At 73.8% G+C, this 24754-nt stretch carries 21 protein-coding genes; 15 read left to right on the forward strand and 6 right to left on the reverse strand.

Annotated elements, in window-relative coordinates; all coding sequences use genetic code 11:
* Window positions 1–315: 315 nt before the first annotated feature.
* Window positions 316–1338 carry an ArsR family transcriptional regulator gene (locus tag RM555_RS23415; protein ID WP_311413755.1) on the reverse strand — a complete coding sequence of 341 codons (1023 nt, stop codon included), beginning with the start codon at window positions 1336–1338 and terminating at the stop codon, window positions 316–318.
* 317 nt (window positions 1339–1655) lie between these two features.
* On the opposite strand from RM555_RS23415, the gene ileS reads away from it, so the two are divergent.
* A complete protein-coding gene (ileS, locus tag RM555_RS23420) occupies window positions 1656–4847 on the forward strand; it encodes an isoleucine--tRNA ligase (protein WP_311413756.1) in 3192 nt (1063 codons plus the stop codon).
* A gap of 161 nt (window positions 4848–5008) precedes the next feature.
* Window positions 5009–5704 carry a lysophospholipid acyltransferase family protein gene (locus RM555_RS23425; RefSeq protein ID WP_311413757.1) on the forward strand — a complete coding sequence of 232 codons (696 nt, stop codon included), beginning with the start codon at window positions 5009–5011 and terminating at the stop codon, window positions 5702–5704.
* A 68-nt stretch (window positions 5705–5772) separates the two neighbouring features.
* Here the strand turns inward: RM555_RS23425 and RM555_RS23430 are convergent, their stop codons facing one another.
* Window positions 5773–7011 (reverse strand): hypothetical protein, encoded by a 1239-nt coding sequence (locus RM555_RS23430; protein ID WP_396888835.1) that lies wholly within the window; start codon window positions 7009–7011, stop codon window positions 5773–5775.
* 669 nt (window positions 7012–7680) lie between these two features.
* Between RM555_RS23430 and RM555_RS23435 the strand changes: the two genes are divergently transcribed.
* From RM555_RS23435 to RM555_RS23470, 8 genes are all read left to right on the forward strand, one after another.
* Window positions 7681–9666, forward strand: a complete 1986-nt coding sequence (locus RM555_RS23435; RefSeq protein ID WP_311413758.1) for a TIGR03960 family B12-binding radical SAM protein — start codon at window positions 7681–7683, stop codon at window positions 9664–9666.
* A 163-nt stretch (window positions 9667–9829) separates the two neighbouring features.
* A complete protein-coding gene (locus RM555_RS23440; RefSeq protein ID WP_311413759.1) occupies window positions 9830–10564 on the forward strand; it encodes a TIGR03936 family radical SAM-associated protein in 735 nt (244 codons plus the stop codon).
* Window positions 10565–10695: 131 nt separating this feature from the next.
* Complete coding sequence (locus tag RM555_RS23445) at window positions 10696–13818, forward strand: Rne/Rng family ribonuclease (protein WP_311413760.1); 3123 nt, start codon at window positions 10696–10698, stop codon at window positions 13816–13818.
* Window positions 13819–13935: 117 nt separating this feature from the next.
* Window positions 13936–14439: a hypothetical protein gene (locus RM555_RS23450; RefSeq protein ID WP_311413761.1), complete on the forward strand. Its 504-nt coding sequence runs from the start codon at window positions 13936–13938 to the stop codon at window positions 14437–14439.
* Between the two features lie 166 nt (window positions 14440–14605).
* Window positions 14606–14920: a 50S ribosomal protein L21 gene (gene rplU, locus RM555_RS23455; RefSeq protein ID WP_088975625.1), complete on the forward strand. Its 315-nt coding sequence runs from the start codon at window positions 14606–14608 to the stop codon at window positions 14918–14920.
* Window positions 14921–14931: 11 nt separating this feature from the next.
* Window positions 14932–15186 (forward strand): 50S ribosomal protein L27, encoded by a 255-nt coding sequence (gene rpmA, locus RM555_RS23460; RefSeq protein ID WP_013288010.1) that lies wholly within the window; start codon window positions 14932–14934, stop codon window positions 15184–15186.
* A gap of 91 nt (window positions 15187–15277) precedes the next feature.
* Entirely contained in the window at window positions 15278–16846 is a 1569-nt protein-coding gene (gene obgE / locus RM555_RS23465) for a GTPase ObgE (RefSeq protein WP_311413762.1), read from the forward strand.
* Between the two features lie 124 nt (window positions 16847–16970).
* The gene (locus tag RM555_RS23470) at window positions 16971–17420 is read left to right on the forward strand and encodes a GNAT family N-acetyltransferase (protein WP_311413763.1); all 450 of its coding nucleotides are present in this window, start codon (window positions 16971–16973) and stop codon (window positions 17418–17420) included.
* Window positions 17421–17433: 13 nt separating this feature from the next.
* Here RM555_RS23470 and RM555_RS23475 read toward each other — a convergent pair whose 3' ends face one another.
* Both RM555_RS23475 and RM555_RS23480 read right to left on the reverse strand, forming a co-directional pair.
* Window positions 17434–18093 carry a DUF6766 family protein gene (locus RM555_RS23475; RefSeq protein WP_311413764.1) on the reverse strand — a complete coding sequence of 220 codons (660 nt, stop codon included), beginning with the start codon at window positions 18091–18093 and terminating at the stop codon, window positions 17434–17436.
* Between the two features lie 77 nt (window positions 18094–18170).
* On the reverse strand, window positions 18171–18650 hold the full coding sequence (locus RM555_RS23480) for a DUF4383 domain-containing protein (protein WP_311413765.1): 480 nt from the start codon (window positions 18648–18650) through the stop codon (window positions 18171–18173).
* 261 nt (window positions 18651–18911) lie between these two features.
* Between RM555_RS23480 and RM555_RS23485 the strand changes: the two genes are divergently transcribed.
* The 3 genes from RM555_RS23485 to RM555_RS23495 are packed head-to-tail and all read left to right on the forward strand — an operon-like array spanning window position 18912 to window position 20855.
* The gene (locus tag RM555_RS23485) at window positions 18912–19691 is read left to right on the forward strand and encodes a hypothetical protein (RefSeq protein ID WP_311413766.1); all 780 of its coding nucleotides are present in this window, start codon (window positions 18912–18914) and stop codon (window positions 19689–19691) included.
* A 31-nt stretch (window positions 19692–19722) separates the two neighbouring features.
* Window positions 19723–20175, forward strand: a complete 453-nt coding sequence (locus RM555_RS23490; protein WP_311413767.1) for a phage holin family protein — start codon at window positions 19723–19725, stop codon at window positions 20173–20175.
* Window positions 20172–20855 carry a DUF3618 domain-containing protein gene (locus RM555_RS23495; protein WP_311413768.1) on the forward strand — a complete coding sequence of 228 codons (684 nt, stop codon included), beginning with the start codon at window positions 20172–20174 and terminating at the stop codon, window positions 20853–20855. The genes RM555_RS23490 and RM555_RS23495 overlap by 4 nt, the downstream gene beginning before the upstream one ends.
* A 124-nt stretch (window positions 20856–20979) precedes the next feature.
* On the opposite strand, the gene RM555_RS23500 is transcribed toward RM555_RS23495, so the two are convergent.
* Both RM555_RS23500 and RM555_RS23505 read right to left on the reverse strand, forming a co-directional pair.
* Window positions 20980–22029, reverse strand: a complete 1050-nt coding sequence (locus RM555_RS23500; RefSeq protein ID WP_311413769.1) for a glycosyltransferase — start codon at window positions 22027–22029, stop codon at window positions 20980–20982.
* The gene (locus RM555_RS23505; protein ID WP_311413770.1) at window positions 22026–22763 is read right to left on the reverse strand and encodes a class I SAM-dependent DNA methyltransferase; all 738 of its coding nucleotides are present in this window, start codon (window positions 22761–22763) and stop codon (window positions 22026–22028) included. The genes RM555_RS23500 and RM555_RS23505 overlap by 4 nt, the downstream gene beginning before the upstream one ends.
* Before the next feature lie 144 nt (window positions 22764–22907).
* Here RM555_RS23505 and RM555_RS23510 point away from each other — a divergent pair, with 144 nt between their 5' ends.
* Both RM555_RS23510 and RM555_RS23515 read left to right on the forward strand, forming a co-directional pair.
* The gene (locus RM555_RS23510; RefSeq protein WP_311413771.1) at window positions 22908–23543 is read left to right on the forward strand and encodes an SRPBCC family protein; all 636 of its coding nucleotides are present in this window, start codon (window positions 22908–22910) and stop codon (window positions 23541–23543) included.
* The gene (locus tag RM555_RS23515; RefSeq protein WP_311413772.1) at window positions 23540–24712 is read left to right on the forward strand and encodes a zinc-dependent alcohol dehydrogenase; all 1173 of its coding nucleotides are present in this window, start codon (window positions 23540–23542) and stop codon (window positions 24710–24712) included. Before RM555_RS23510 ends, RM555_RS23515 begins: the two co-directional genes overlap by 4 nt.
* The last annotated feature ends 42 nt before the right edge of the window (window positions 24713–24754 follow it).

A 24754-nucleotide genomic window follows, 5' to 3' on the forward strand; every position in this document is an offset into this window, starting at 1 on the left:
TCGTGGGCCTGCCCGGCGTCGTGAGGCACGCCCACGAGGTCCGCCGGCGGTCGGGACGAGCGCCGTGCGGGTCCGGCGGTGTCAAGGTGATCTCGTCGGTGCCGGTCGGTCCGAGCGGGCCGATCAGCTCCCCGTTGCCGACCGTCGGGTCGACGCCGCGGACCGCGTCCACCTCCCGGCACCGTGGCCGCGACCACCTCGCGCGACAGCGGTACGCCCGTCGTCGCCCGCCGCCTTCACCGCGTCGGTGCTCATGCCCGGCACGCTATGGGGACCACGACGCCGGTGGGAATGAATTCGGCTCCGGCCGAATGCTCAGGCCGAGGCGACGACAGGCTCGTCGCCCACCAGCTGGACGAGCGCCAGGCCGGCCGGTTCGAGGCTGTACAGCACCCGACGGCCCACCCGGCGGCGGTGCACCACACCGGCGGCAAGCAAGGCGGAGAGGTGCTCCGAGACCGTACTCGGTGCCAGCCCGAGGGTGGCGGCGAGCCCGGCCGTGGTGGACGGCCGGAGCAGAGCCCGGAGCACCTGGGCCCGGGCGCGTCCGACCAGGACGGCCAGCCGGTCGGTGACCGCTGCGGGGGACGCGGCCCGCCCCGGGCCCTCCTCGGCGAGCAGTGCCGCGCCGCGCGCCTGGTAGGAGACGGCGACGATCTCCGGATGGTCGGTGGAGCAGGAGAGCGCGCCGCGGGAGAAGATCAGCGGGATCAGCAGCAGCCGCTGGTCGACCGCCTCGATCTGCCGTTCGAGCGGCTTCATGAGGGTGAGGACCGGATTCTCCCAGCGCACCCGCTCGTGCAGGTCGCCCAGGAGCGCATCCGGACCGTCCGCGGCCAACGCGCGGGCCCGGTGCAGCACCTCCTCGTCCAACGCCGCCCGCATCGCCGGCCACCAGGGGCCGATCGCCGCGTCCCAGTAGGCCTCGATGCCGCCCGCCAGCCGGTCCAGCGCGGTCGACCGGTCGGTGACGAACGGCCTCAGCCAGTCGGGCAGGTCGTCGGGGCGGTGGTAGCGGGGGATCTGCTCGGCGATCACCTCGGCGGGCGTCGCGCGCAGCCCGGCCAGTTCGTCGGCCAGGGTCGGGGTCGACGACGGCGGGATCGGGGTCAGGAAGTCGGGCGAGTTGCGGCCGGAGGTGAGTAGCAGCCGGACCGGCGCGGTCGCCGGCACCTCGGCGAGTACCCGCCGGGCGTGCCGCGCCCAGCCGGTGTACGGCCAGGGCGCCTCTCCCGGGTGGTGGTGCAGCAGGTAGAGGCTGGTCCACACCTCCCAGAGCGGGCTGATCGCGATCCGGGTGCGCGCGAGCGTCGGCTCGTCCAGCCTGATCCGGATCACCCCGTCAGCCTAGGCACCGGTGGCCGGGCGGGTTTACTCGGCGGCGATCTTTCCGGGTGGTCGGGTAACCTTGACGGTCGTAAGGCGATGACCCGGCCATCACCGGTGAGCCTCCGGAAGAACAGCCGGTTCACCCCGGCCCAGTAGAACCGGACGGGTCCGGCCCGTCACAGCCGGCCAACGAGCGGGCGGTCGATCCTGGCCGCCAAGCGGGGTGGTACCGCGGGCCTGCCCGGGGGCGCCGTCGAGGCGTACCCGAGAAGGCTCGTCCTCGCAGACCCACACGACAGTGAGCTGCGCGAGGAGAGCGACCCCCGATGGTCTATCCGTTGCACGAACCGACCGCTGCCGGTGTCCCGGCGAGCCCGGACCTGCCCGCGGTCGAGCGCCGGGTCCTGGAGCACTGGACGGCCGACAAGACCTTCGAGGCCTCCGTCGAGGCCAGGCCGGCCTCCGGCCGGCAACCGGAGACCACGGACTCCGTCGAAGGCGGCGTCGCAGGCGACGCCGACAACGAGTACGTCTTCTACGACGGCCCGCCGTTCGCCAACGGCCTGCCGCACTACGGCCACCTCTTCACGGGGTACGTGAAGGACGTGGTGCCGCGCTACCAGACGATGCGCGGTCGGCGGGTGGAGCGGCGTTTCGGCTGGGACTGCCACGGCCTGCCCGCCGAGGTGGTCGCCGAGAAGCAGCTCGGCATCACCAGCAAGGCGGAGATCCTCGACCTCGGCGTGGCCCGGTTCAACGAGGCGTGCCGCTCCTCGGTGCTGGAGTTCACCCACGACTGGGAGCGCTACGTCACCCGGCAGGCCCGCTGGGTCGACTTCGGCAACGACTACAAGACCCTCGACCTGGACTACATGGAAAGCGTCATGTGGGCCTTCAAGACCCTGCACGACAAGGGCCTGGTCTACGAGGGCTTCCGGGTGCTGGCGTACTGCTGGCGCTGCGAGACGCCGCTGTCGAACACCGAGACCCGGATGGACGACGTCTACCGGGACCGGCACGACCCGACGCTGTCGGTCTGGTTCGCGCTGACCCCCGACGAGAGCGCGCCGGAGCTGGTGCGCGGGCCGGTGCGCCTCGGCGTCTGGACCACCACGCCGTGGACCCTGCCGTCCAACCTGGCGCTCGCCGTCGGCCCCGACATCGAGTACGCCGTGCTGGAGCGCGACGGCCAGCGGTACGTGGTCGGGGCGGCGCGGCTGGCCGCGTACGCCAAGGAGCTGGAGGGCTACGAGCAGGTCGGCACCGTCTCCGGCCGCGACCTGGCCGGGCGCCGCTACACCCCGCTGTTCGACTTCCTCGTCGAGCAGGCCGGCCCGAACGCCTACCAGGTGCTCGGCGCGGAGTTCGTCACCACCGAGGACGGCACCGGGATCGTCCACCTGGCCCCGGCCTTCGGCGAGGACGACCAGAACGTCTGCAACGCGGCCGGCATCCCCACCATCGTCACGGTCGACGACCACACCCGGTTCACCGCGCTGGTACCGCCGTACGAGGGCGAGCAGGTCTTCGACGTCAACAAGCCGGTCATCCGGGAGCTCAAGGAGCGGGGGGTCGTCCTCAAGCAGGACACCTACACCCACTCGTACCCGCACTGCTGGCGCTGCGACACCCCGCTGGTCTACAAGGCGGTGTCGTCGTGGTTCGTCGCTGTGACGCGGTTCAAGGACCGGATGGTCGAGCTGAACCAGCAGATCAACTGGACGCCGGGGCACATCAAGGACGGCTCGTTCGGCAAGTGGCTGGCCAACGCCCGGGACTGGTCGATCAGCCGGAACCGGTTCTGGGGCTCGCCGATCCCGGTGTGGAAGTCCGACGACCCGAACCACCCGCGGGTCGACGTCTACGGCTCGCTGGAGGAGATCGAGCGGGACTTCGGCGTACGCCTGAGCGACCTGCACCGGCCGGCGGTGGACGACCTGGTCCGCCCCAACCCGGACGACCCGACGGGGAAGTCGACGATGCGCCGGGTGCCGGAGGTGCTGGACTGCTGGTTCGAGTCCGGCTCGATGCCGTTCGCCCAGGTGCACTACCCGTTCGAGAACCGCGACTGGTTCGAGCACCACTACCCGGGCGACTTCATCGTCGAGTACATCGGGCAGACCCGCGGCTGGTTCTACACGATGCACGTGCTGGCCACCGCGCTGTTCGACCGGCCGGCGTTCCGCAACTGCCTCAGCCACGGCATCCTGCTCGGCTCCGACGGGCGCAAGATGTCCAAGAGCCTGCGCAACTACCCGGACGTCTACCACGTGTTCGACTCGTACGGCTCGGACGCGATGCGCTGGATGCTGATGTCCTCGCCGGTGCTGCGCGGCGGCGACATGGCCGTGACCGAGCCGGGCATCCGCGACGCCGTCCGGCAGGTGCTGCTGCCGCTGTGGAACGTCTGGTACTTCTTCTCGCTCTACGCCAACGCCGACGGGTACACCGCGAAGCGGAACACGACAAGCACCCACCTGCTCGACCGGTACGTGCTGGCGAAGACGAACGAGCTGGTGTCGACGGTCCAGGAGCAGATGGACGCGTACGACATCTCGGGGGCCTGCGTCACCGTGCGGTCCTACCTGGACGCGCTGACCAACTGGTACGTGCGGCGCTCCCGGGACCGGTTCTGGTCCGGCGACGCCGACGCGTTCGACACCCTGTGGACGGTGCTGGAGACGCTGTGCCGGGTGGTGGCGCCGCTCGCGCCGCTGACCGCCGAGGAGATCTGGCGCGGCCTGACCGGGGAGCGGTCGGTGCACCTGACCGACTGGCCGTCCGCCGGGGAGTTCCCGGCCGACCACGACCTGGTCGCGGCGATGGACGCCACCCGGGAGGTCTGCTCGGCGGCGCTGTCGCTGCGCAAGGCGAAGGGCCTGCGGGTGCGGCTGCCGCTGGCGAAGCTCACCGTCGCCTCGCCGGCGGCGGCGCAGCTGCGCCCGTTCGGCGACCTGGTCGCCGACGAGGTCAACGTGAAGGCGGTGCAGTTCACCGACGAGGTGTCGGCGTACTGCCAGCAGGTGCTGACCGTGGTGCCGCGCGCGCTCGGCCCCCGGGTCGGCAAGCAGGTGCAGCAGGTCATCAAGGCGGTCAAGGCCGGGGAGTGGGAGCTGGTCGACGGCGCCCCGGTCGCCGCCGGCGTCACCCTCGCCGAGGGCGAGTACGAGCTGCGCCTGGTCGCCGCCGACGCCGAGCACTCCGCGCCGCTGCCCGGCGGCGAGGGCGTCGTCGTGCTGGACACCGAGGTCACCCCCGAGCTGGCCGCCGAGGGGCTGGCCCGGGACGTCGTCCGGGTGGTGCAGCAGGCCCGCCGCGACGCCGACCTGGACGTCTCGGACCGGATCGTGGTGGCGTTGTCGGCCGGCGAGGAGGTGCGCGCGGCGGTGGCCGCGTACACCGACTTCGTGGCCCGCGAGGTGCTGGCCGACTCCGTCGACTTCGCCGACGGAGTGGACGGTTTCACCGGGGAGGTCGGCGAGGGCGAGCGGGTGACCGTGGCCGTCCGCAGGGTATGAGTCGGTGAGACGGGGGCGGTCCGGCGGAGTGCCGCCGGACCGCCCCCACCGGCCCCGACAGGCCCGCTCACCAGGCGGTCGACCCGCCACCCGGGCGACGACGCGTGGACCCGTCGGTTACGGTGACACCGCCTGTTCGCACACACTCCGCCGGAGGACCAGTGCCCCTGCTCTACACCATCGGCAAGCTCACCGTGGCGCCCGCGCTCCGGCTGGCCTTCCGTCCGACCGTGGAGGGGTTGGAGCACATTCCGGACACGGGGGGTGCGATCTTCGCGGGCAACCACCTCTCGGTCGCCGACGAGCTGTTCCTCGGCACCGTGGTCCCCCGGCACCTGGCGTTCTGGGCCAAGTCGGAGTATTTCAAGGGCACCGGCCCGAAGGGCGCCCTCTCCAAGCACGTGCTCACCGGCCTGGGCGCCATCCCGGTCGAGCGGGCCGGCGGGCGGGCGGCGCTGTCCGCGTTCGACGCCGCCATTCCGGTGCTCAAGGCCGGCGACCTGGTCGCGGTCTATCCGGAGGGGACCCGGTCGCCGGACGGCCGGCTCTACCGGGGGCGCACCGGGGCGGTCCGGCTGGCGGTGGCGGCCGGCGTGCCGGTCATCCCGGTCGGCATGACCGGCACCGACAAGGCCCAGCCCATCGGCACCCGGGTGCCCCGCCCCGGCCGTGCCAAGATCACCATCCGGTTCGGCAAGCCGCTCGACTTCACCGGCCGGTCGGACGACCGCACGTCGCTGCGCGAGATGACCGACGAGGTCATGGCCGAGATCCAGAAGCTCACCGGCCAGGAGTACGTGCCCCGCTACGCCCCGCCGCGCGCGCACTCCGCCACCCCGGGCGACGCCCCGGCCTGAACCCGGGAGCGGGGCGGCCGGAGCCGCGCCGCTGCCCGGTCGTCGACGGCGTCGAGCCGGTGGAGCCGCTACTTCTGGTTGGTGGTGAGCATCTGCTCCCGCAGGGTGCCGAGCAGGGTGGCACTGTCGTCGAGGGAGAGCCGGGTGAAGACCGCGGTGGCGATGCTGCCGTGGTCGACCGAGGTGCACACCACCACGTCCTGGCCGTCGGCGCGCCCCACCGCGCAACGCTGGTGCCGGCCGCGTACGCCGGTGTCGACCACCTGGGCCTCGCCGAGGGAGTACTGCCCGGTGAGCCGGGTGATCTCGTCCTCCGCGTCGGACTCGGGGGTGAACCGGAAGCCGGTGCCGCCGAAGACCGTCACCCGCTTGCCGGCGGGCGTGGCGTAGACGCCGGCGAAGGTCTTCTCCGCCAGCCAGTGCGCCTTGCGCACGTCCGCCTCCAACTGCTTGGCGGTCGCCTTGCTGGTGTTGTCGTCGCGCAGCCGCAGGTCGGCCACCTCGGCCGGCAGGCTGGCCTCGGCCGGGTACTGCGACGCCATCGGCACCCCGTAGTAGGCCGGGCAGCCGCAGCAGCAGGCCAGCATCAGCAGCAGGTACCACGGCCAGCGGCGACGCTTGCGGGCGGGCCTCGGGGCGTACCCCCTGGGGGCCTGCTGGCCGGGTGGCGGGCCGGCCGGCGGCGCCGTCGCCCGCCGTTGCCTCGGCGGCGCGGGTGGCGGAGGCGGGGGTGGCGCAGGCCGGGCCGGGCCGGGCGCCCGGGAGACCGGCGGCGGGGAGACGGGGTAGGCCGCGGGTGACGGGGAGACGGGGTACGCCGACGGCGGCGGGGCGGCCGGGTACGCGGCCCGCGGCGGCGCGGGACGCGGTGGCTCCGGCGGCGCGGGGGAGTGCACGGGCGGCGCGGGGGAGTGCACGGGTGGCGCGGGGGAGTGCACGGGTGGCGCGGAGTGCACGGGTGGCGCCGGCGGCCCGGAGTACGGCCGGGGCGCCGGCGCGGCGGGGTAGGGCAGCGTCGGCGAGGGCGGCGGGGGCGGCGGCAGGTCCCACCCTCCGGTGTCGGCGCCCGCCCACGGGTCGACCGGCGTGCGGTGCTCGGCGGGCTGCTCGGGCGGGGGCGCCGGCGGGGGCACCGGCACCGGGGGGATCTCGGCCGACTCGCCCCAGGCCCGCTTGCGCGGCTTCGGCGGGGGTACCGCCGCCGAACCGCTCCACCGGGGCGCGGGCGGTTCAGCCGGTAGCTCGTCGGGGGCGAACATCCGGGTGCCCTGCGGCCCCACGGCCGGGCGCTCGTCGCCGGGGAACATCCGGGTGCCCTGCGGTCCCGCGGCCGGCGGGCCGTCGTCGGGCAGCAGGCGGGTGCCCTCCGGGCCGGTGCCGGCTACCCGGGTGCCCTCGGCCCCGGTGTCGTCGGCGTCCTGCGGCGCGGTGGCGTCGCCCGTGTCCGGGCGGTCGGTGGCGTCGCCCGTGCTGTGCGGCGCGGTGGCGTCGCCCGAGGCATGCGGCGCGGTGGCGTCACCCGTGTCCGGCAGCGCGGCGTCGGCCCCGGCGTCGCGCGCCCCGGCGTCGTCCGCGTCCTGCCCGATGTCGGTCGTCGCGGTCGGCCCGGGGTCGTCGGTGGGCAGCTCACGGGTGCCCTCCGGGCCCGTGCCGCCAGCGGGGGCGGGCGTTGCGGGGGAGGTCGAGGGCTCCTCGGTGACCGCCGGATCCGGACCCTGGTCCTGACCCGGGGGGCTCCCGTCGGCCGGCCGGTCCGTGCCCGGCTGCGGCTGCGGCATCGCGGCAATCTCCTCTCGCGCCGGTCCGAGGTTAGTACCGATGCGCCAGCGGGGCGATTCCGGCCACCGCCGTCGCCGGTATCGCCCGGTGCCGGAGGGGCGCCGCGACGTGCCGGGGGTGCGGTGGCCGGCGCCCCGGGGGCGTGGCGACCGGCGTGCGCGCGGCGGCCGCCGCCGGGCCGCGTACCCTTGGGCATCATGAGCGTCCCGTCCACCACGCCGCGCCCCGCCGCGGCCAATTCGGTCTGGCCCCGGCTGGAGCCGCTGCTGCCCCAGGTGACCAAGCCCATCCAGTACGTCGGTGGCGAGCTGGGCGCGGTGGTCAAGGACTGGGACGCGGCGGCCGTGCGCTGGGCGCTGATGTACCCCGACGCCTACGAGGTCGGCCTGCCCAACCAGGGCGTGCAGATCCTCTACGAGGTGCTCAACGAGCTGCCCGACGTGCTCGCCGAGCGGACCTACGCGGTCTGGCCGGACCTGGAGAAGCTGATGCGCGCCCACGGCGTGCCGCAGTTCACCGTCGACGCCCACCGTTCCGTGCGCGACTTCGACGTCTTCGGCGTCTCCTTCTCCACCGAGCTGGGCTACACCAACCTGCTCACCGCGATCGACCTGGCCGGCATCCCGCTGCTCGCCGCCGACCGCACCGACGCCGACCCGGTGATCGTGGCCGGCGGCCACGCCGCGTTCAACCCGGAGCCGATCGCCGACTTCGTCGACGCCGCCGTGCTGGGCGACGGCGAGGAGGCGGTCCTGGAGATCACCGGGATCGTGCGGGAGTGGAAGGCCGAGGGCTCCCCGGGCGGGCGCGACGAGCTGCTGCTGCGCCTGGCCCGCACCGAGAGCGTCTACGTGCCGCGCTTCTACGACGTGGACTACCTGCCCGACGGCCGTATCCAGCGGGTCGTGCCGAACCGGCCGGACGTGCCGTTCCGGGTGCACAAGCGCACGACCATGGACCTGGACGCCTGGCCGTACCCGAAGAAGCCCCTGGTGCCGCTCGCGGAGACCGTGCACGAGCGGTACGCCGTGGAGATCTTCCGGGGCTGCACGCGGGGCTGCCGGTTCTGCCAGGCCGGCATGATCACCCGCCCGGTACGCGAGCGCTCCATCACCACCGTCGGGCAGATGGTGCGGGAGGGGCTGGAGTTCTCCGGCTTCCACGAGGTGGGCCTGCTGTCGCTGTCGTCGGCCGACCACTCCGAGATCGGCGACATGTGCTCCGGCCTGGCCCAGCAGTACGAGGGCACCAACGTGTCGCTCTCGCTGCCGTCGACCCGGGTGGACGCGTTCAACATCGACCTCGCGCAGGAGCTGTCCCGCAACGGGCGGCGCACCGGCCTGACCTTCGCCCCCGAGGGCGGGTCGGAGCGGATCCGCAAGGTCATCAACAAGATGGTGTCGAAGGAAGACCTGATCCGCACCGTCGTCACCGCGTACACGAACGGCTGGCGGCAGGTGAAGCTCTACTTCATGTGCGGCCTGCCCACCGAGACCGACGAGGACGTCCTCGAGATCGCGGACATGGCCCACGAGGTCATCCGGGCCGGCCGGGCCGCCACCGGCTCGAAGGACATCCGCTGCACGGTCTCCATCGGCGGGTTCGTGCCGAAGCCGCACACCCCGTTCCAGTGGGCGTCGATGGAGCGGCCGGAGGTCATCGACGGCCGGCTCAAGATGCTCAAGCAGGCGATCAACGCGGACCGGTCGCTCGGCCGGGCGATCGGCTTCCGCTACCACGACGGCGAGCCGTCGCTGATCGAGGGCCTGCTCAGCCGGGGTGACCGGCGGGTCGGCGCGGTGATCCGGCGGGTGTGGGAGAACGGCGGCCGGTTCGACGGCTGGAGCGAGCACTTCTCCTACCAGCGCTGGGTGCAGGCGGCGACCGAGGTGCTGCCGGCCTTCGGCGTCGACCTCGACTGGTACACCACCCGCCAGCGCGACGAGCTGGAGGTCCTGCCCTGGGACCACCTGGACTCGGGCCTGGACAAGGACTGGCTCTGGCAGGACTGGCAGGACTCGCTCAGCGAGTACGAGCAGGACGACTGCCGGTGGACCCCGTGCTTCGACTGTGGCGTCTGCCCGTCGATGGACACCGAGATCCAGATCGGCCCGACCGGGAAGAAGCTCCTCCCGCTCACCCCGATCAACGGTCTGAAGCTCCCCACCGGCGGCCAGCAGTAGCTCCGGCGCACGGCGGGCACGCCCGCCGTGCGCCGGGTTGATCATGTGGTTATCGTCAGCGGCACGCGAGTCGCGAGCAGTGCCGTCACGATCAACCGGTTCCGACACGAGGAGCACGACGATCAGTAGGAAACCACAGCCAGAGGGCGGCCAGGCACCCGTCGTGCAGCGGGTCCGGATCCGGTACGCCAAGCGCGGCCCGCTGCGCTTCACCTCGCACCGGGACTTCGCCCGGGCGTTCGAGCGGGCGCTGCGCCGGGCGGGCGTGCCGATCGCCTTCTCCCAGGGCTTCACCCCGCACCCCAAGATCTCGTACGCCAGCGCGGCCCCGACGGGCGTGGCGAGCGAGGCGGAATACCTGGAGATCGGCCTCCGTGAGCAGGTCGATCCGGCGGAGCTGCGCGCCGCGCTGGACGCCGCCCTCTCGCCCGGTCTCGACGTGCTCGACGCCGTCGTGGCCGCCGGCGGGAGTCTTGCCGACCGGATCGAGGCGTCGCACTGGCGCATCGAGCTGCCCGAGGTCGACCCGGCCGTCCTGCAACGGGCGGTTTCCGCCTTCACGGCCGCCGAGGAAGTGCTGGTCGAGCGGATGACCAAGCAGGGCCGGCGCACCTTCGACGCCCGGGCGGCGGTGATCCGCATCGATGTGATTGCGTCACCGGAGACGCCTTCCGGGGCACCGGCCGTACCGTGTGCGATACTCGAACTGGTCGTGCGGCAGGTCACCCCCTCCGTGCGGCCCGATGACGTCCTTTCCGGCCTCCGCGTGGTGGCCGACCTGGAGCCGCCGGTCTCGCCGAGGGTGATCCGGCTGGCACAGGGCACGCTGACCGCGCAGGATGCGATCGCGGATCCGTTGGAAGCGGACCGCGACGGGGCAACCATCGGTGAACGCTGACCGTCGGTCGACGTTCAGGTAGGCAGACTTCGGCGGTCGTGCACCGTGTGCGCCCGGCGGAAACACTTTTGCGGCGACCCTGCGTGGCAGCGCTCAACCGCGCCCGGGGCAGCCAGAACTGGAGAACGTCCATGCTCGAGAACGAGCCCGAGGGCGGCGAACGGACCGGTTCACAGCCGGCCGGCGAGACCGCTGACAACAGCACCGTCGAGAACGCCGCCGGTGCGGAGAACACCGCCGGCACCGCCGACGCCGGAACCGACGGGGCCGAGCAGGCCCCGGCCGCGCCGGTCCGACGGCGTACGACCCGGCGGCGGGCCACGCCGCTGAACCAGCCGGAGCAGACCGAGGTGCCGGTCGCGGCGTCGACGGCGCCCGTGCCGGGCAGCGGCGAGGCGCCCCAGGCCGAGGTCTTCGCCCCCGTCTCCGGCGACCTCGATGCCGCCCCGAAGGCGACGCGCCGCCGCCGCAAGGCGACGACCGCCAAGGTCGCCGAGGACACCACCACCCCGCCCGCCGAGGCCGCCGGGCAGGCCCCCGAGGTCGCCGCGCCGCCCGCCGCGGAGGCGCCGGTCGCGGCGGACCAGGCACCCGCCGAGCCGGCCGCGCCGCCGGCCAAGGCGACGCGTACCCGCCGGAAGAAGGCCGCCCCCGCCGCGGCCGAGCCGGCCGCGGAGACCCCGACCGACGCCCTCGGGGCCGGCGCCGCGCCCGCGGAGCAGCCGTCGGCCGCCGCCGGCATCGAGCCGGAGGCCGGCACCGGGTTCGGCGCCGCCGCCCCGCCCGCCGCGGTCAGCGGCGCGGAGAGCCGTTCCGGCGAGGTCCCGCCCGGCGTGGCGGTCACCGCGCCCGCCGAGGAGAAGCCGACCGAGGCCGTCGAGCCGGCCGCCGAGCCGGAGCCGGTCGTCGAGCCCGAGCCGGCCGTCGAGCCCGAGCCGCGCACCCGCCGCCGGCGGGCCGCGCTCTCCGCGCCCACCGTGCTGTTCATGGCCCCGCAGCCGGAGGACGTCCCGGTCGCCCGGGTCGTGGCTCCCGCTCCGGAGCCGGAGCCGGAGGAGCCCGCCGCCGAGGAGCCGGCCGAGCCGGCGCGCCGCCGCCGGCGTGGCCGCCGCGACGTCGAGGCGGTCGAGGTCGTCGAGCCCGAGGAACCGACCGAGGAGGCCGAGGAAGCCGACGAGGACGAGGACGAGGACGAGGACGAGAGCGCCGCGGCCCGCCGCCGGCGCCGCCGTGGCCGTCGCGGCCGTGGCCGGGGCAAGGGCGGTGCGGAGGACGCCGAGGACGAGGAGTCCGAGGAGGCCGCGCAGGCCGAGGCGGAGGAGGCCGAGGGCGACGAGGACGAGGAGGCCGAGGGCGGCGACGCGCTGACCCGTCGCCGTCGTCGTCGCCGCCGCCGGGGCGCCGGTGACGTCGAGGCGGGCGCCGACGACGGCGTGCCGACCGTCGTCAAGATCCGCGAGCCGCGCAAGACCGTCGACGAGGTGCAGGGCGTCTCCGGCTCCACCCGGCTGGAGGCCAAGCGGCAGCGCCGCCGCGACGGCCGGGAGCAGCGCCGGACCCGGCCGCCGATCCTCAGCGAGTCGGAGTTCCTGGCCCGCCGGGAGGCCGTCGACCGGGTGATGGCGGTACGCCAGCGCGGCGACCGGACCCAGATCGCCGTCCTGGAGGACGGGGTGCTCGTCGAGCACTACGTCACCCGCAACTCCTCCGGCACCATGGCCGGCAACGTCTACCTCGGCAAGGTGCAGAACGTCCTGCCCAGCATGGAGGCGGCGTTCGTCGACATCGGGCGCGGCCGCAACGCCGTCCTCTACGCCGGCGAGGTCAACTGGGACACCACCGGCCTGGAGGGGCGGGCCCGCTCCATCGAGCAGGCGCTGCGCTCCGGCGACTCGGTGCTGGTGCAGGTCACCAAGGACCCGATCGGCCACAAGGGCGCCCGGCTGACCAGCCACATCGCGCTCTCCGGCCGGCACCTGGTCTACGTGCCCCACGGCAACGCGTCCGGCATCAGCCGCAAGCTGCCCGACACCGAGCGCAAGCGGCTGCGCGACGTGCTGAAGAAGCTGGTGCCGGACGGCGCGGGCGTGATCGTCCGGACCGCCGCCGAGGGCGCCAGCGAGGACGAGCTGGCGCGCGACGTCAAGCGGCTCCAGGCGCAGTGGGAGGACATCCAGGCCAAGGCGACCGAGGGCGGCGCCCCGGTGCTGCTCTACGAGGAGCCGGACCTGGTCATCCGGGTCGTCCGGGACCTGTTCAACGAGGACTTCCGCGAGCTGGTGATCGAGGGCGAGCAGTCGTACGACATCGTCGAGTCGTACCTGTCGCACGTCTCGCCGGACCTGGTCGCCCGGCTGCGCCGGCATGTCGGCACCACCGACGTCTTCGCCGAGTACCGGATCGACGAGCAGATCATCAAGGGGCTGGACCGCAAGGTCTTTCTCCCCTCGGGCGGCTCGCTGGTGATCGACCGGACCGAGGCGATGACGGTCATCGACGTCAACACCGGCAAGTACACCGGCTCCGGGGGCAACCTGGAGGAGACGGTCACCCGGAACAACCTGGAGGCGGCCGAGGAGATCGTCCGCCAGCTCCGGCTGCGCGACCTCGGCGGCATCGTGGTGATCGACTTCATCGACATGGTGCTGGAGTCCAACCGTGAGCTGGTGCTGCGCCGGCTGACCGAGTGCCTGGGCCGGGACCGGACCAAGCACCAGGTCACCGAGATCACCTCGCTCGGGCTGGTGCAGATGACCCGCAAGCGGATCGGCGCGGGCCTGCTGGAGGCGTTCAGCGAGACCTGCGAGTGCTGCAAGGGCCGGGGCCTGATCATGCACACCGAGCCGGTGCCGGAGAAGCCGCGTTCCGGCGGTGGCGGCGCGGGGGAGAAGGTCAAGGCGGTCGCCTCGGCCGTGGCCGCCCCGGCGGCGGCGGAGCAGGGCGCCGGCTCGTCCCGGCGCCGGGCGCGCAAGAGTGCGCCGGCCGAGCGCACCGTGGCCGAGGTCACCGAGACCGTCGCCGACGCCGGCCCGGAAACCGAATACCACGACACCATGGGCTACGACCTGTCCCGCTACGAGGCGGACACGGCCGCCGCTGGAGAGGTCGCCGACAGTCAGACGGGCGAGTCGGCCCGGCTGGCCGCCCCGGACGACCCGGACGCGCTCTCCGACGCCGACAGCGACGAGTCGGAGGGGGGCTCCGGTCGGCGCCGGTCCCGCCGCAGCGGCGCGCGGCGGCGTACCCGGCCGTGACCGGCTGACCGACCCGACGTGTGACAGGGCCCCTCCCCGGTGATGTCCGGCGGGAGGGGCCCTGTCGTATGGTCGATCCCCGGCCACGATCGGCCGCCTGCGGTCAGGAGAAGAACGATGCGCCGTCTGCTCGCCGTCACCGCGCTCACCGCCGTCCTGCTCTCCGGCGCCGGGTGCGCGGCCGAGCGCCCGGAGCGGGCCGGCCCACCCGGCGGCGCACCGAGCGGTGGCGTCACGCCGGGCGGATCCGTCGGCGGCGGGGCGCCGGGGGCCGGCAGCGGGGCGGCCGGCGGCAACGCGCCCGAGGTGTGTGCCGCGGCACAGCGGGCCGGCGAGACGGCCGTGCGGACGTACGTCGAGGAACTCGGCAAGATGGTCGCGGCGGTCGGGGCGGACGACGCCGCGGCGGCCCGGACCGCCCGGGACCGCATCTCCACCGCGCTGACCGACTGGCGCAGCACGCTGCGGCGCGAGTCGACCCGGGCCGAGGACGCGCAGCTCAAGACCCTCCTCGCGGACATGGCGGCGGAGGTCGGCACGCTGGGCACCGACGTCGACTCGATCGACGAGACCGGGCTCGACCGGCTCCGGCAGCGCCTCGACCAGCTCTGCGCCCGCTGACCGGCGGGGCCCGGTTTGGGCCTCAGCCCTCCGATGGCGTACGCTGGCCTGCGGTGCACTTTGGTGTACCGAGTTCTCGCGTGCCCGCGCCGCCGTGCCTCTGCTACCCGGCGAGCCGCCGCGGGAACACCCGCCAGCAGCCTCAACGACAGGGAGTCCGCCTCCGATGTACGCGATCGTCAAGACCGGCGGCAAGCAGTACAAGGTCGCCGAGGGCGACGTGATCGAGGTCGAGAAGCTCGTCGGTGCCCCCGGCGACGCGGTGAAGCTCACCGCGGTGCTCCTCGTCGACGGTGACGACCTGGTGACCGACGCGGCGAAGCTTGCCAAGGTCGCGGTGTCCGGCGAGATCGCCGCGCACACCAAGGGCCCGAAGATCCGGATCCACAAGTTCAAGAACAAGACCGGCTACCACAAGCGCCAGGGTCACCGCCAGCCGTTGACCCAGGTCAAGGTGACCGGCATCTCCAGCGGGAAGTAGGTCGTCCTCAGATGGCTCACAAAAAGGGTGCGTCCAGCTCGCGCAACGGCCGTGACTCCGCGGCGCAGCGGCTCGGCGTGAAGCGCTTCGGTGGTCAGGTCGTCAGCGCGGGTGAGATCCTCATCCGTCAGCGTGGCACCAAGTTCCACCCCGGTGACCTGGTCGGCCGCGGCGGAGACGACACGCTCTTCGCGCTGGCCGCCGGTTCGGTCCAGTTCGGCACCAAGCGCGGTCGCAAGACCGTCAGCATCGTGCCGCAGCAGTAGTTCGAAGGCGTTGCGGGCCGCGGACCTCGTGTCCCGGCCCGCTTCGCTTTTTTCGTGCGGGGCGTGACCCTCGCTGGAAGGATTGACGCCCGTGGCGACGTTCGTTGACCGGGTCGTCCTGCACCTGCAGGCCGGCGATGGTGGGCACGGTTGTGTCTCGATCCATCGGGAGAAGTTCAAGCCGTTCGGCGGGCCCGACGGCGGCAACGGCGGGCACGGCGGCAGCGTGTCCCTGGTGGTCGACCCGCAGGTGACGACGTTGCTGGACTTCCACTTCCGCCCGCACGTGAAGGCCGAGAACGGCAAGGGTGGCGCCGGGTCGAACCGGGACGGCGCGAACGGCCGCAACCTCGTGCTCAAGGTGCCGAACGGCACCGTGGTGCAGGCCCCCGACGGCACGGTCCTGGCCGACATGGTCGGCACCGGCACGACCTTCGAGGTGGCCCGGGGCGGGCGCGGCGGCCGGGGCAACGCGTCGCTCGCCAACGCCCGGCGCAAGGCCCCCGGCTTCGCCGAGCTGGGCGAGCCCGGCGAGCAGCTCGACGTGGTGCTGGAGCTCAAGAGCGTCGCCGACGTCGGGCTGGTGGGCTTCCCGTCGGCCGGCAAGTCGTCGCTGATCTCGGTGATCTCCGCCGCCAAGCCGAAGATCGCCGACTACCCGTTCACCACCCTCGTGCCCAACCTGGGCGTGGTCCGGCTGGACAACCACACCTTCACCGTCGCCGACGTGCCCGGCCTGATCCCCGGGGCGGCCACCGGCAAGGGCCTCGGCCTGGAGTTCCTGCGGCACGTCGAGCGCTGCGCGGTGCTGGTGCACGTCATCGACACCGCCACCCTGGAGCCCGGCCGGGACCCGGTCGCCGACATCGACACCATCGAGGCCGAGCTGACCGAGTACGGCGGCCTGGCCGACCGTCCCCGGCTGGTGGCGCTCAACAAGGTCGACGTGCCCGACGGCCGGGACCTGGCCGAGATCGTCCGCCCCGACCTGCAGGAGCGCGGTTTCCGGGTGTTCGAGGTCTCCGCGGCGACCCGGGAGGGTCTCAAGGAGCTCATGTACGCCATGGCGGAGCTGGTGGAGCAGGGACGCAAGGCCGCGCCGCCGGCCGAGGCGACCCGGATCGTGATCCGGCCCCGGGCGGTCGACGACGCCGGCTTCACCATCGAGGCCGCGCCGGACGGCGCCTGGGTCGTGCACGGCGTCCGTCCCGAGCGGTGGGTGCGGCAGACGAACTTCGACAACGACGAGGCCGTCGGCTACCTGGCCGACCGGCTGGCCCGCCTCGGTGTCGAGGAGAAGCTGGGCAAGGCCGGCGCGGAACCGGGCGACCTGGTCCGGATCGGCGAGCGGGAGTTCGACTGGCAGCCGACCCTCTACGCCGGGGCCGACTTCATCCCCGGCAACCGGGGCACCGACGTCCGGCTGGAGGAGAAGTCCACCCGGGCGTCCGCCGCGGAGCGGCTGGCGGCCCGCAAGGCCCGCCGGCAGCGCCCGGAGGACGACGTCGAGGGCACCGACGCCGACGTCTCCGACGACGTCGACCCGGCGGACGGCTTCGGCGACGCCGGGCCGGTCCGGGAGGCCGACCCGTCCGACGGGCCCGGTCCTTCCCAGGAGCCCGGCCCGTCCCGCGTCGCGGCGGCGGGCGACGCCGAATAGCCCGCCCAGGCTGGCGACGCCGAATGGCCCGCCCAGGCTGGCGACGCCGAATGGCTCGTCGCGCTCCGTGCGCGGGTCGACTGCCGGAAACCTGCCCGAAATCCCCGCCGCCTAGCGTGGCCTGATGCTGATCGAGTCGCGCCCCGCCACCGATGCGGAGATCGACGCCCTGGTCACCGCCCAGCAGCGCGAGCTGCGGGCGGCCGACGGCGGGCTGGACGGCCAGGCGACCGTCACCCACGACGACATCCGCTACCTGGTGGTGGTCGCCGACGGGCGGGCGGTCGCCTGCGGCGGGATCCAGGCGCTCGACGCCGGCACCGGCGAGGTGAAGCGGATGTACGTCCGCCCGGCCTACCGGGGGCGGGGCGTCGCCCGGCAGTTGCTGACCGCGCTGGAGGAGCTGGCCTTCCAGCAGGGGTACGCGGTTCTCCGCCTGGAGACCGGCACGTACCTGCGGGCCGCGATCGGGCTCTACACCTCCAGCGGGTACGAGCCGATCCCGGTCTACGGCGAGTACGTCGGCAACCCGTACAGCGTGTGCTTCGCCAAGCGGCTGCGCGTGCCGGCCTGACGGGGCCGGGCGGTCAGTCGCCGGTGTGCGCGTGTACGGCGGTGACCGGCTTCGACTCCGGCGACGCGTGCTGACGCAGGAAGATGCTCAGCACGATCAGCGTGCCGACGGCGAGGAACTCGCTCTGCCAGTTCTGCATCGACTGGAACCAGAAGTCGCTCGTGCCGAGGAACTCCCACGCGCCGATCGGCGGCGCCCCGCTCTGCAGCGCCTGCTGCTGGTTGTAGTCGGCGGTCCCCCCGAGCAGGTGGCCGACGAACGAGCCGGCGAAGATCAGCAGCAGCGCGATGGAGAGGCTGTTGCGGTAGACCACCAGGGGCAGCCCGCCGGCGCGTACGGGCCAGGGGGAGCCCGGGGTGGCCCGCCGCTCGTCGTCCTCGGGCCGGTCGGTCTGCCCCACCGGCTTCGACTCCGCCGACCCGCGCTGCACCAGGTAGGCGGTGAGCAGGACGTAGCCGCCCATCTGGAGGAACTCCGACTCCCAGTTCTCGAAGACCGACTCCACGAAGTGCCCGGTGCCCAGGTACGCCGGCCAGCTGGTCGGCGCGGCCCCGAACTCGGCCAGCTCCTGGTTGTACGTCTGCCAGCCGAACACGCTCTGCAGGACCAGGAAGACGAGGAAGGCGCCGAACATCGCCACGGAGAGCGCGTTGTCACGCAACCACCTCGGCATGACGACCTCCTCGTCGACGGACCTCCGACCTCCGTGCCCGAAGGGCGCGGCGGGCAAACGCCGCCACGCGGCGCGGGTCAGGGACGGTCGAAGGGGTCGTCGGCCCGGGTGCCCGTGCCCACCTGGTTGGAGAGCAGCAGCCCGAAGGCGAGCATGCCGAAGCCGAGGACCAGGTGCAGCCAGTTGTCGGCGTCGTTGACCGGGATGAAGTTCGCCGCGCTCTCCCGGTCGATCGCGAAGCCGTACAGCCACAGGCCGAGGTAGAGGGCGCCGCCGCCGGCGAGGAAGACCCGGGCCCCGGCGACGCTGCGGGCCAGCAGCAGGCCGGCCAGTCCGAAGCCCAGGTGCAGCGCGTTGTGCAGGATCGACACCTGGAACAGGCCGAGCAGCCGGGCCTCGGAGTGGTGGCCGGCGAACGTCATGTCGGCGTAGTTGATGGTGATGCCGGGGATGAACCCGAGCACTCCGATCAGGGCGAAGACCCCGGCCGCGGCCACGGCGGCGAGCTGCACCTTCGGCTTCGGGCCCGCCGGGCCGCCGCGTGCGTGTCGTGCCATCGATTCACCTCCGTGGATCCGCGGAACGCCCTGCCCGCGGCGCCGGCAGCGGGGGAGCGTCCGCCACTGTGCGTGGCGGAGCCGACACGCGATCCGGCGATCCTCCATTTTGTAGCGGCCCGACGGCGGCCCGCAGGGAAAGTCACGAAGGAGGTATGGAACCGGCGACGCAGGGTAGGTCAAGAGATGCGACGGCAGGAACCGGCCGAGCGCATCCCCCCAGCACACACCCGCGAAGACTTTCCGAGCGGAAGGGAAATCATGACCTACGATCTGTCACCCACGACTTCCACGTACGGGCAGGATTCGAGCAACGGCAGCGGCGTCCGCGAGCAGGCCCGTCAGGTCGGCTCGGAGGCCAGGCACGCCGGCGGCGCCGTCGCCGGGACGGCCAAGGAGCAGGGCAGGGAGGTCGTCGGCGAGGCGAAGCTCCAGGCGCGCAACCTCTACGGCGAGGCCCGCAGCCAGCTCGCCAGCCAGGCCGGCGACCAGCAGCGGCGCGCCGCCGGTGGGCTCCGTTCGCTGGCCGACGAGATGCGCTCGATGGCGGAGCAGGGCGGCCAGGCCGGCCCGGTGAGCGAGATCGCCCGCCAGGCCGCCGACCGGGTGCACGGCGTGGCCGGCTGGCTGGAGCAGCGCGAACCCGGCGACCTCATCTCCGAGGTGCGCGACTACGCGCGTCGCAACCCGGGCACCTTCCTGGTCGGCGCCGCCGTGCTGGGTGTGCTCGCCGGCCGGCTGACCAAGAACATCTCGGCCGCCGGCGACGGCCAGGGTGGCAACGGCTACCCCGCGTACGGCTCGGGCGCCGGCTACGACCCGGAGCGGACCGCGGTCATCCCGACCCCGCCGGCCCCGCGCGCGGTGCCGGACGCCGTACCGCCGGGCGGCTACCTCGACCCGACCCCGGGCGCGTACGCCGACCCGCAGACCACCACCAGCTACGCCGACCCCGCCGGTGGTGTCGGCCAGCCGCTGCCGCCGGTGAGCCAGACCGACCCGCTGCCGGGCGTGCCGTCCACCGGGACCACCCGTCCGTGAGCCCACGAATGATCCGAAGGGAGGCGGCGGCATGAGCATGCCGACGCAGGGGGCGGGGCTGGACTCCGGTCACCACCCCCACGACGCGGACGAGGTCAGGGGCAGCTCGATCGGTGAGCTGATGCGCCAGGTCACCAGCGACCTGTCGACCCTGATGCGGCAGGAGGTCGAGCTGGCCAAGGCCGAGATCCGCCAGGAGGGCAAGAAGGCGGGCAAGGCCGCCGGCCTCTTCGGCGGCGCCGGCTTCGGCGGCTACATGGTGGCCCTCTTCCTGTCGCTGGCCCTCTGGGCCGGGCTGTCCAACGTGATGGACGCCGGCTGGGCGGCCCTGATCGTGGCCGTCATCTGGGGCGCGATCGCCGCGGTCCTCTACACCAAGGCCAAGAAGAGCGCCGAGCACATCCGCGGCCTCAAGCAGACCAACGACAGCGTGCAGCGGATCCCCGGCGCGCTCAAGCCCCATCCGCAGGAGGTCACCCGATGAGCACCGACCCGGACCAGATCCGCCGGGAGATCGAAGCCACCCGGAACAACCTGAGTTCCGACGTGGACGCGCTGGCGTACAAGGTCAGCCCCGCCCGCATCGTCGACGACCGCAAGCAGCGGGCCCGCAACGCACTGCAGAATGTGAGGGACAAGGTGATGGGAAGCGCTTCCGACCTGGGTCACAGCACCAAGCACGGCGCCCACGCGGTGGGCGACCACGCCTCCTCGGCAGCATCGACCGTGAGCGACAAGGCCCACTCGGCCGCCTCGACGGTCAGCGACAAGGCGCACTCGGCGGCCTCGACGGTCAGCGACGCCGCGCAGCGGGCGCCGCACGTGATCCGGCAGAAGTCCGAGGGCAACCCGCTGGCTGCCGGCCTGATCGCCTTCGGCGTCGGCTGGCTCGCCTCCTCGCTGATCCCGGCGACCCGCCGCGAGCAGCAGGTGGCGTCGCAGGTCAAGGAGAAGGCCGGCGAGCACGCCGGGGTGGTGAAGGAGAAGCTGGGCGAGGTCGCCAGCGAGCTGAAGGAGGAGCTGCGCGAGCCGGCGCAGCACGCCACCCAGTCGGTGCGCTCCACCGCCCAGGACGCGGTGCACGCCGTCAAGGACGACACCCGTTCGGCCGCGCACGACGTGAAGGACCACGCGCAGCAGTCCCGCGAACAGGTGCGGTACTGACCAGCCCGATCACCGTACGCCGCAGCTCGCGGCCACTCCCGGAGCACGCTTCGGGGAGTGGCCGCGAGCTGTCGTGTGCGTCCCGGGCACGCCCCGCCGTGGGCGTGGGTGACGGTGCGGAGAGTCAGCGCAGGTCGCGGCGGAGGGTGCGTTCGAAGTGGGCGGCGCGACGCACCCGGCCGCCCGCGTAGCAGACCCCGCCGAGGAGCAGGCGCCGGCCGACGGCGAGCCAGCCGCACACGCCGCGCTCCAGCACCCAGAGCGGGGCGGCCAGGGCGGTGGCCGGCGGGAAGACCGCGGTGCCCCCGCCCCGGCGCCGGCCCGCCTCGGCGAGCGCCACCGTGGTCACGGCCGCCCCGAGCAGCAGCCTCGGCCGCCGGGTCGCGACCGCCGCCGCCAGCGCCGGCAGGACCGCGAGCGAGGTGACCAGGCGGGCCGGCTGGGCCAGGTCGTCGTACGCCTGGCGGACCCGTTGGCCCAGGAAGTGGGCGGTGTCCGGCGGCAGCCGGCGTACGTGCAGCCAGGCGGGTGCCGCCTCGGTCCCCCCGTACGCGCGCACGGTGCGGATCAGCTCCAGGTTCTCGAAGAGCACGTCCGGGTCGTATCCGCCCATGGCGAGGAAGGTGCTCCGGCGTACCGCCAGGGTGCCGGGGTAGTCGGCGCCGAGCGCCCGGTTGAGCAGGCTGCGCCCCGTGTCCCACCACGCGTGCCAGGGCAGCGGGTCGAAGTAGTTCTGCGGCCGGACCAGGTCCACCCGGTCGAGCAGCCGGTGCACGGCGAGCAGCCCCGCCTCGTCGTACCGGACGTCGTCGTCGGCGATCACCACGTGCTCGTGCCGGGCCGCGCCGACGCCGGTGAGCACCCCGGTCACCTTGCCGTTGACGCCGCGCAGGGCGGGATCCGGCCGCAGGTGCCGGACGAGGGCGCGCCAGGCCTCCGCGTGCCGGGCGAACACCTCCGGCGGCGACCCGTCGACCACGGTCACGTCGACCAGGGCGCTCAGCCGCCGCAGGTAGGCGGTCAGTTCGGTCAGATCGGCGTCGTCGGTCCAGCGCAGCGGCAGCACGTACGCCATGGGAAGCCGGCGGTCGTCGGCGGGCCCGGTCGTCGGCGCGCCGGTGCCGCGGCCGTCGCCGCCGGGAGCGGCCCCGGCCGGGCGGGCCGGGGCGCTCACGCCCGCTCCGGGCGGCGGTAGACGGAGACGTGCTCGCGGCTGTGGTCGGTGAACGGCCGGCCGCTCCAGTCCTCCCACCGGTGCTCGCGGCGCAGCCCGGCCAGCTCGGCCATCAGGTCCAGCTCCGCCGGCCAGGCGTAACGGTGGTTGGCGGGCAGCAGGTGCACCCCGCCGTTGCCGATCCGGACCTTCGTGGTGGTCATCCGCTGCTCTGCGGGGTGCAGCAGGGCCGCCTCCAGCAGCACCACGTCCTCCGCCACCCGCACTGGACGCAGCGCGCCGCCGGCGCGGAAGGCGCCCGGGTCGGGCACCCACGCCTCGACGACGAACCGGCCGCCGGGCCGCAGGTGGGCGGCGGCGTTGCGGAAGCAGGCCACCTGGGCGGCCTGGTCCGGCAGCGCGAAGATCGTGTTGAACGCGAGCACCACCAGGGCGAACTCGCCGGGCACCCGGGTCTCGGCGAAGTCGCCGACGGCCACCTCGACCGCGTCCCCGCCGGGCTTGGCGCGCAGCCCGGCGGCCATCTCCGGGGAGCCCTCGACACCGGCGACGGTCAGTCCCCGGGCGACCAGCGGCAGGGCGAGCCGGCCGGTGCCGATGCCGAACTCGCACACCGGGCCGCCGTCGGCCAGATCGGCGAGGCGCTCCACCGCCGCGTCCGGTGTCAGGTGCGCGTACGTCTCGTCGTAGACGTCCGCGGCGTGCCGGCCGTACTCGCTGGCGTCGAAGGACACGGTGCCTCCCGGCGATGGTGGGTGCCCGCAGCAGGTGCCCGGTTATCGACCGGGCAAACCGGCGCGTCGTTTCGGTCGGGCGGTCCCGGGTAGCGCAACTGGTGCGGGTGGTCGATCCCCGGGCACCCGGGCGGAGGAGACGAGATGACCAGCAACGGAACGAGGTGGGCGCTGCTCGGCGCCACCACCGTGACCGTGGTCGGCGTCGGCAGGGCGGTGGCCCGTCGACGACGCCGGCACCAGCCCGAGCGCCGCGACGGCTGGTACGTGGTGCGGCGCGGGGTGACGATCGACCGGCCGGCGGCGGCGGTCATCGGCTTCTGGACCGACCGGGAGCGGATGGACCGGGCCCTGGCCGGGTGGGCGACCCTGGAACGGCTCGACGACGACCGGTGGCGCTGCGTGGCGCGGGATCCGGCCGGCGGGGGCACCGAGTGGCGGGCGGAGATCACCGTCGAGGGACCCGGGCGGCTGCGCTGGCGGGTCACCGACGGGCCGGAGCAGGAGGGCACGGTCCACCTGATGCCGGCGCCCCGGGACCGGGGCACGGAGGTCCGCGCCGAGCTGCGGTGGCGCTCCGGGCCGCTGCGCCGGGCGTTCGGACTCCTCGGCGGCGACGACCCGGACCAGGCCCTGCGGGACGCGCTGCGCCGGGTGAAGGCGCTGGTGGAGTGCGGCCAGGTCATCGACACCCGGCGGGACCCGTCCGGGCGCGGCCCGGCCCAGGAGAAGGCGACCGACAAGGTGCGGGAGAGGCTGCGGACGGGAGGGCGGGCATGAGGGCGCTCTGCTGGGAAGGCGTCGGCAAGCTGGCCGTACGCGACGTGCCGGAGCCGCGGATCCGCGCCGAGGGCGACATCATCGTCAAGGTCGGCGCCAGCAGCGTGTGCGGCTCCGACCTGCACCTGATCAACGGCTTCCTGCCGGCGATGCGGGAGGGCGACGTCCTCGGCCACGAGTTCATGGGCGAGGTCGTGGAGACCGGCCCCGGCGTACGGCGGCTGCGCGTCGGCGACCGCGTCGTGGTCGGCTCGGTGGTGGCCTGCGGCGGCTGCTGGTACTGCCGCACCGAGCAGTACTCGCTCTGCGACAACTCCAACCCGCAGCCGGTCTTCACCGAGAAGCTCTGGGGTCACTCGCCGGCCGGCATCCTCGGCTACTCGCACGCCGCCGGTGGCTACTCCGGCAGCCACGCCGAGTACGTCCGGGTGCCCTTCGGCGACATCGGGGCGTTCCAGGTGCCCGACGGGGTGCCCGACGACTCGGTGGTGTTCGCCTCCGACGCGATGCCCACCGGTTGGATGGCCGCCGACTTCTGCGCGCTGAAGGGCGGTGAGGTGGTCGCGGTCTGGGGCGCCGGCGGGGTCGGCCAGATGGCGGCCCGGTCCGCCCAGCTCCTCGGCGCCGAGCGGGTGATCGTGATCGACCGGCTGCCGGAGCGGCTCGCCACCGCCGCCGACCGGCTCGGCGTGGAGACGGTCAACTACGCCGAGACCGACGTGCTGGAGGCGCTGCGGGAGATGACCGCCGGCCGGGGGCCGGACGCGTGCATCGAGGCCGTCGGCATGGAGTCGCACGACGTCGGGCCGGTGTACGCGTACGACCGGGCGAAGCAGGCGGCCCGGCTGCAGACCGACCGCCCCACGTCGGTCCGGCAGGCGATCATGGCCTGCCGCAAGGGCGGCACGGTGAGCATCGTCGGCGTCTACGCCGGCCTGGTGGACAAGTTCCCGCTCGGCGCGGCGATGAACAAGGCGCTGGTGCTGCGGATGGGGCAGATGCACGCCCAGCGCTACATCCCGATGCTGCTGGACCGGATCGCGGCCGGCGAGATCGATCCCGGTTACCTGGCCACCCACCCGATGCCGCTGGAGCAGGGCGCGCGGGGCTACGAGATGTTCGAGAAGAAGGAGGACGGCTGCCTGCGCAGCGTCCTGCACCCGGCCTGAGCGCGTCGCGACCGCACCGCCCCGGGGCCGTCGAGGTCCCCG

Source organism: Micromonospora reichwaldensis, assembly GCF_031845925.1.
Lineage (GTDB): Bacteria > Actinomycetota > Actinomycetes > Mycobacteriales > Micromonosporaceae > Micromonospora > Micromonospora reichwaldensis.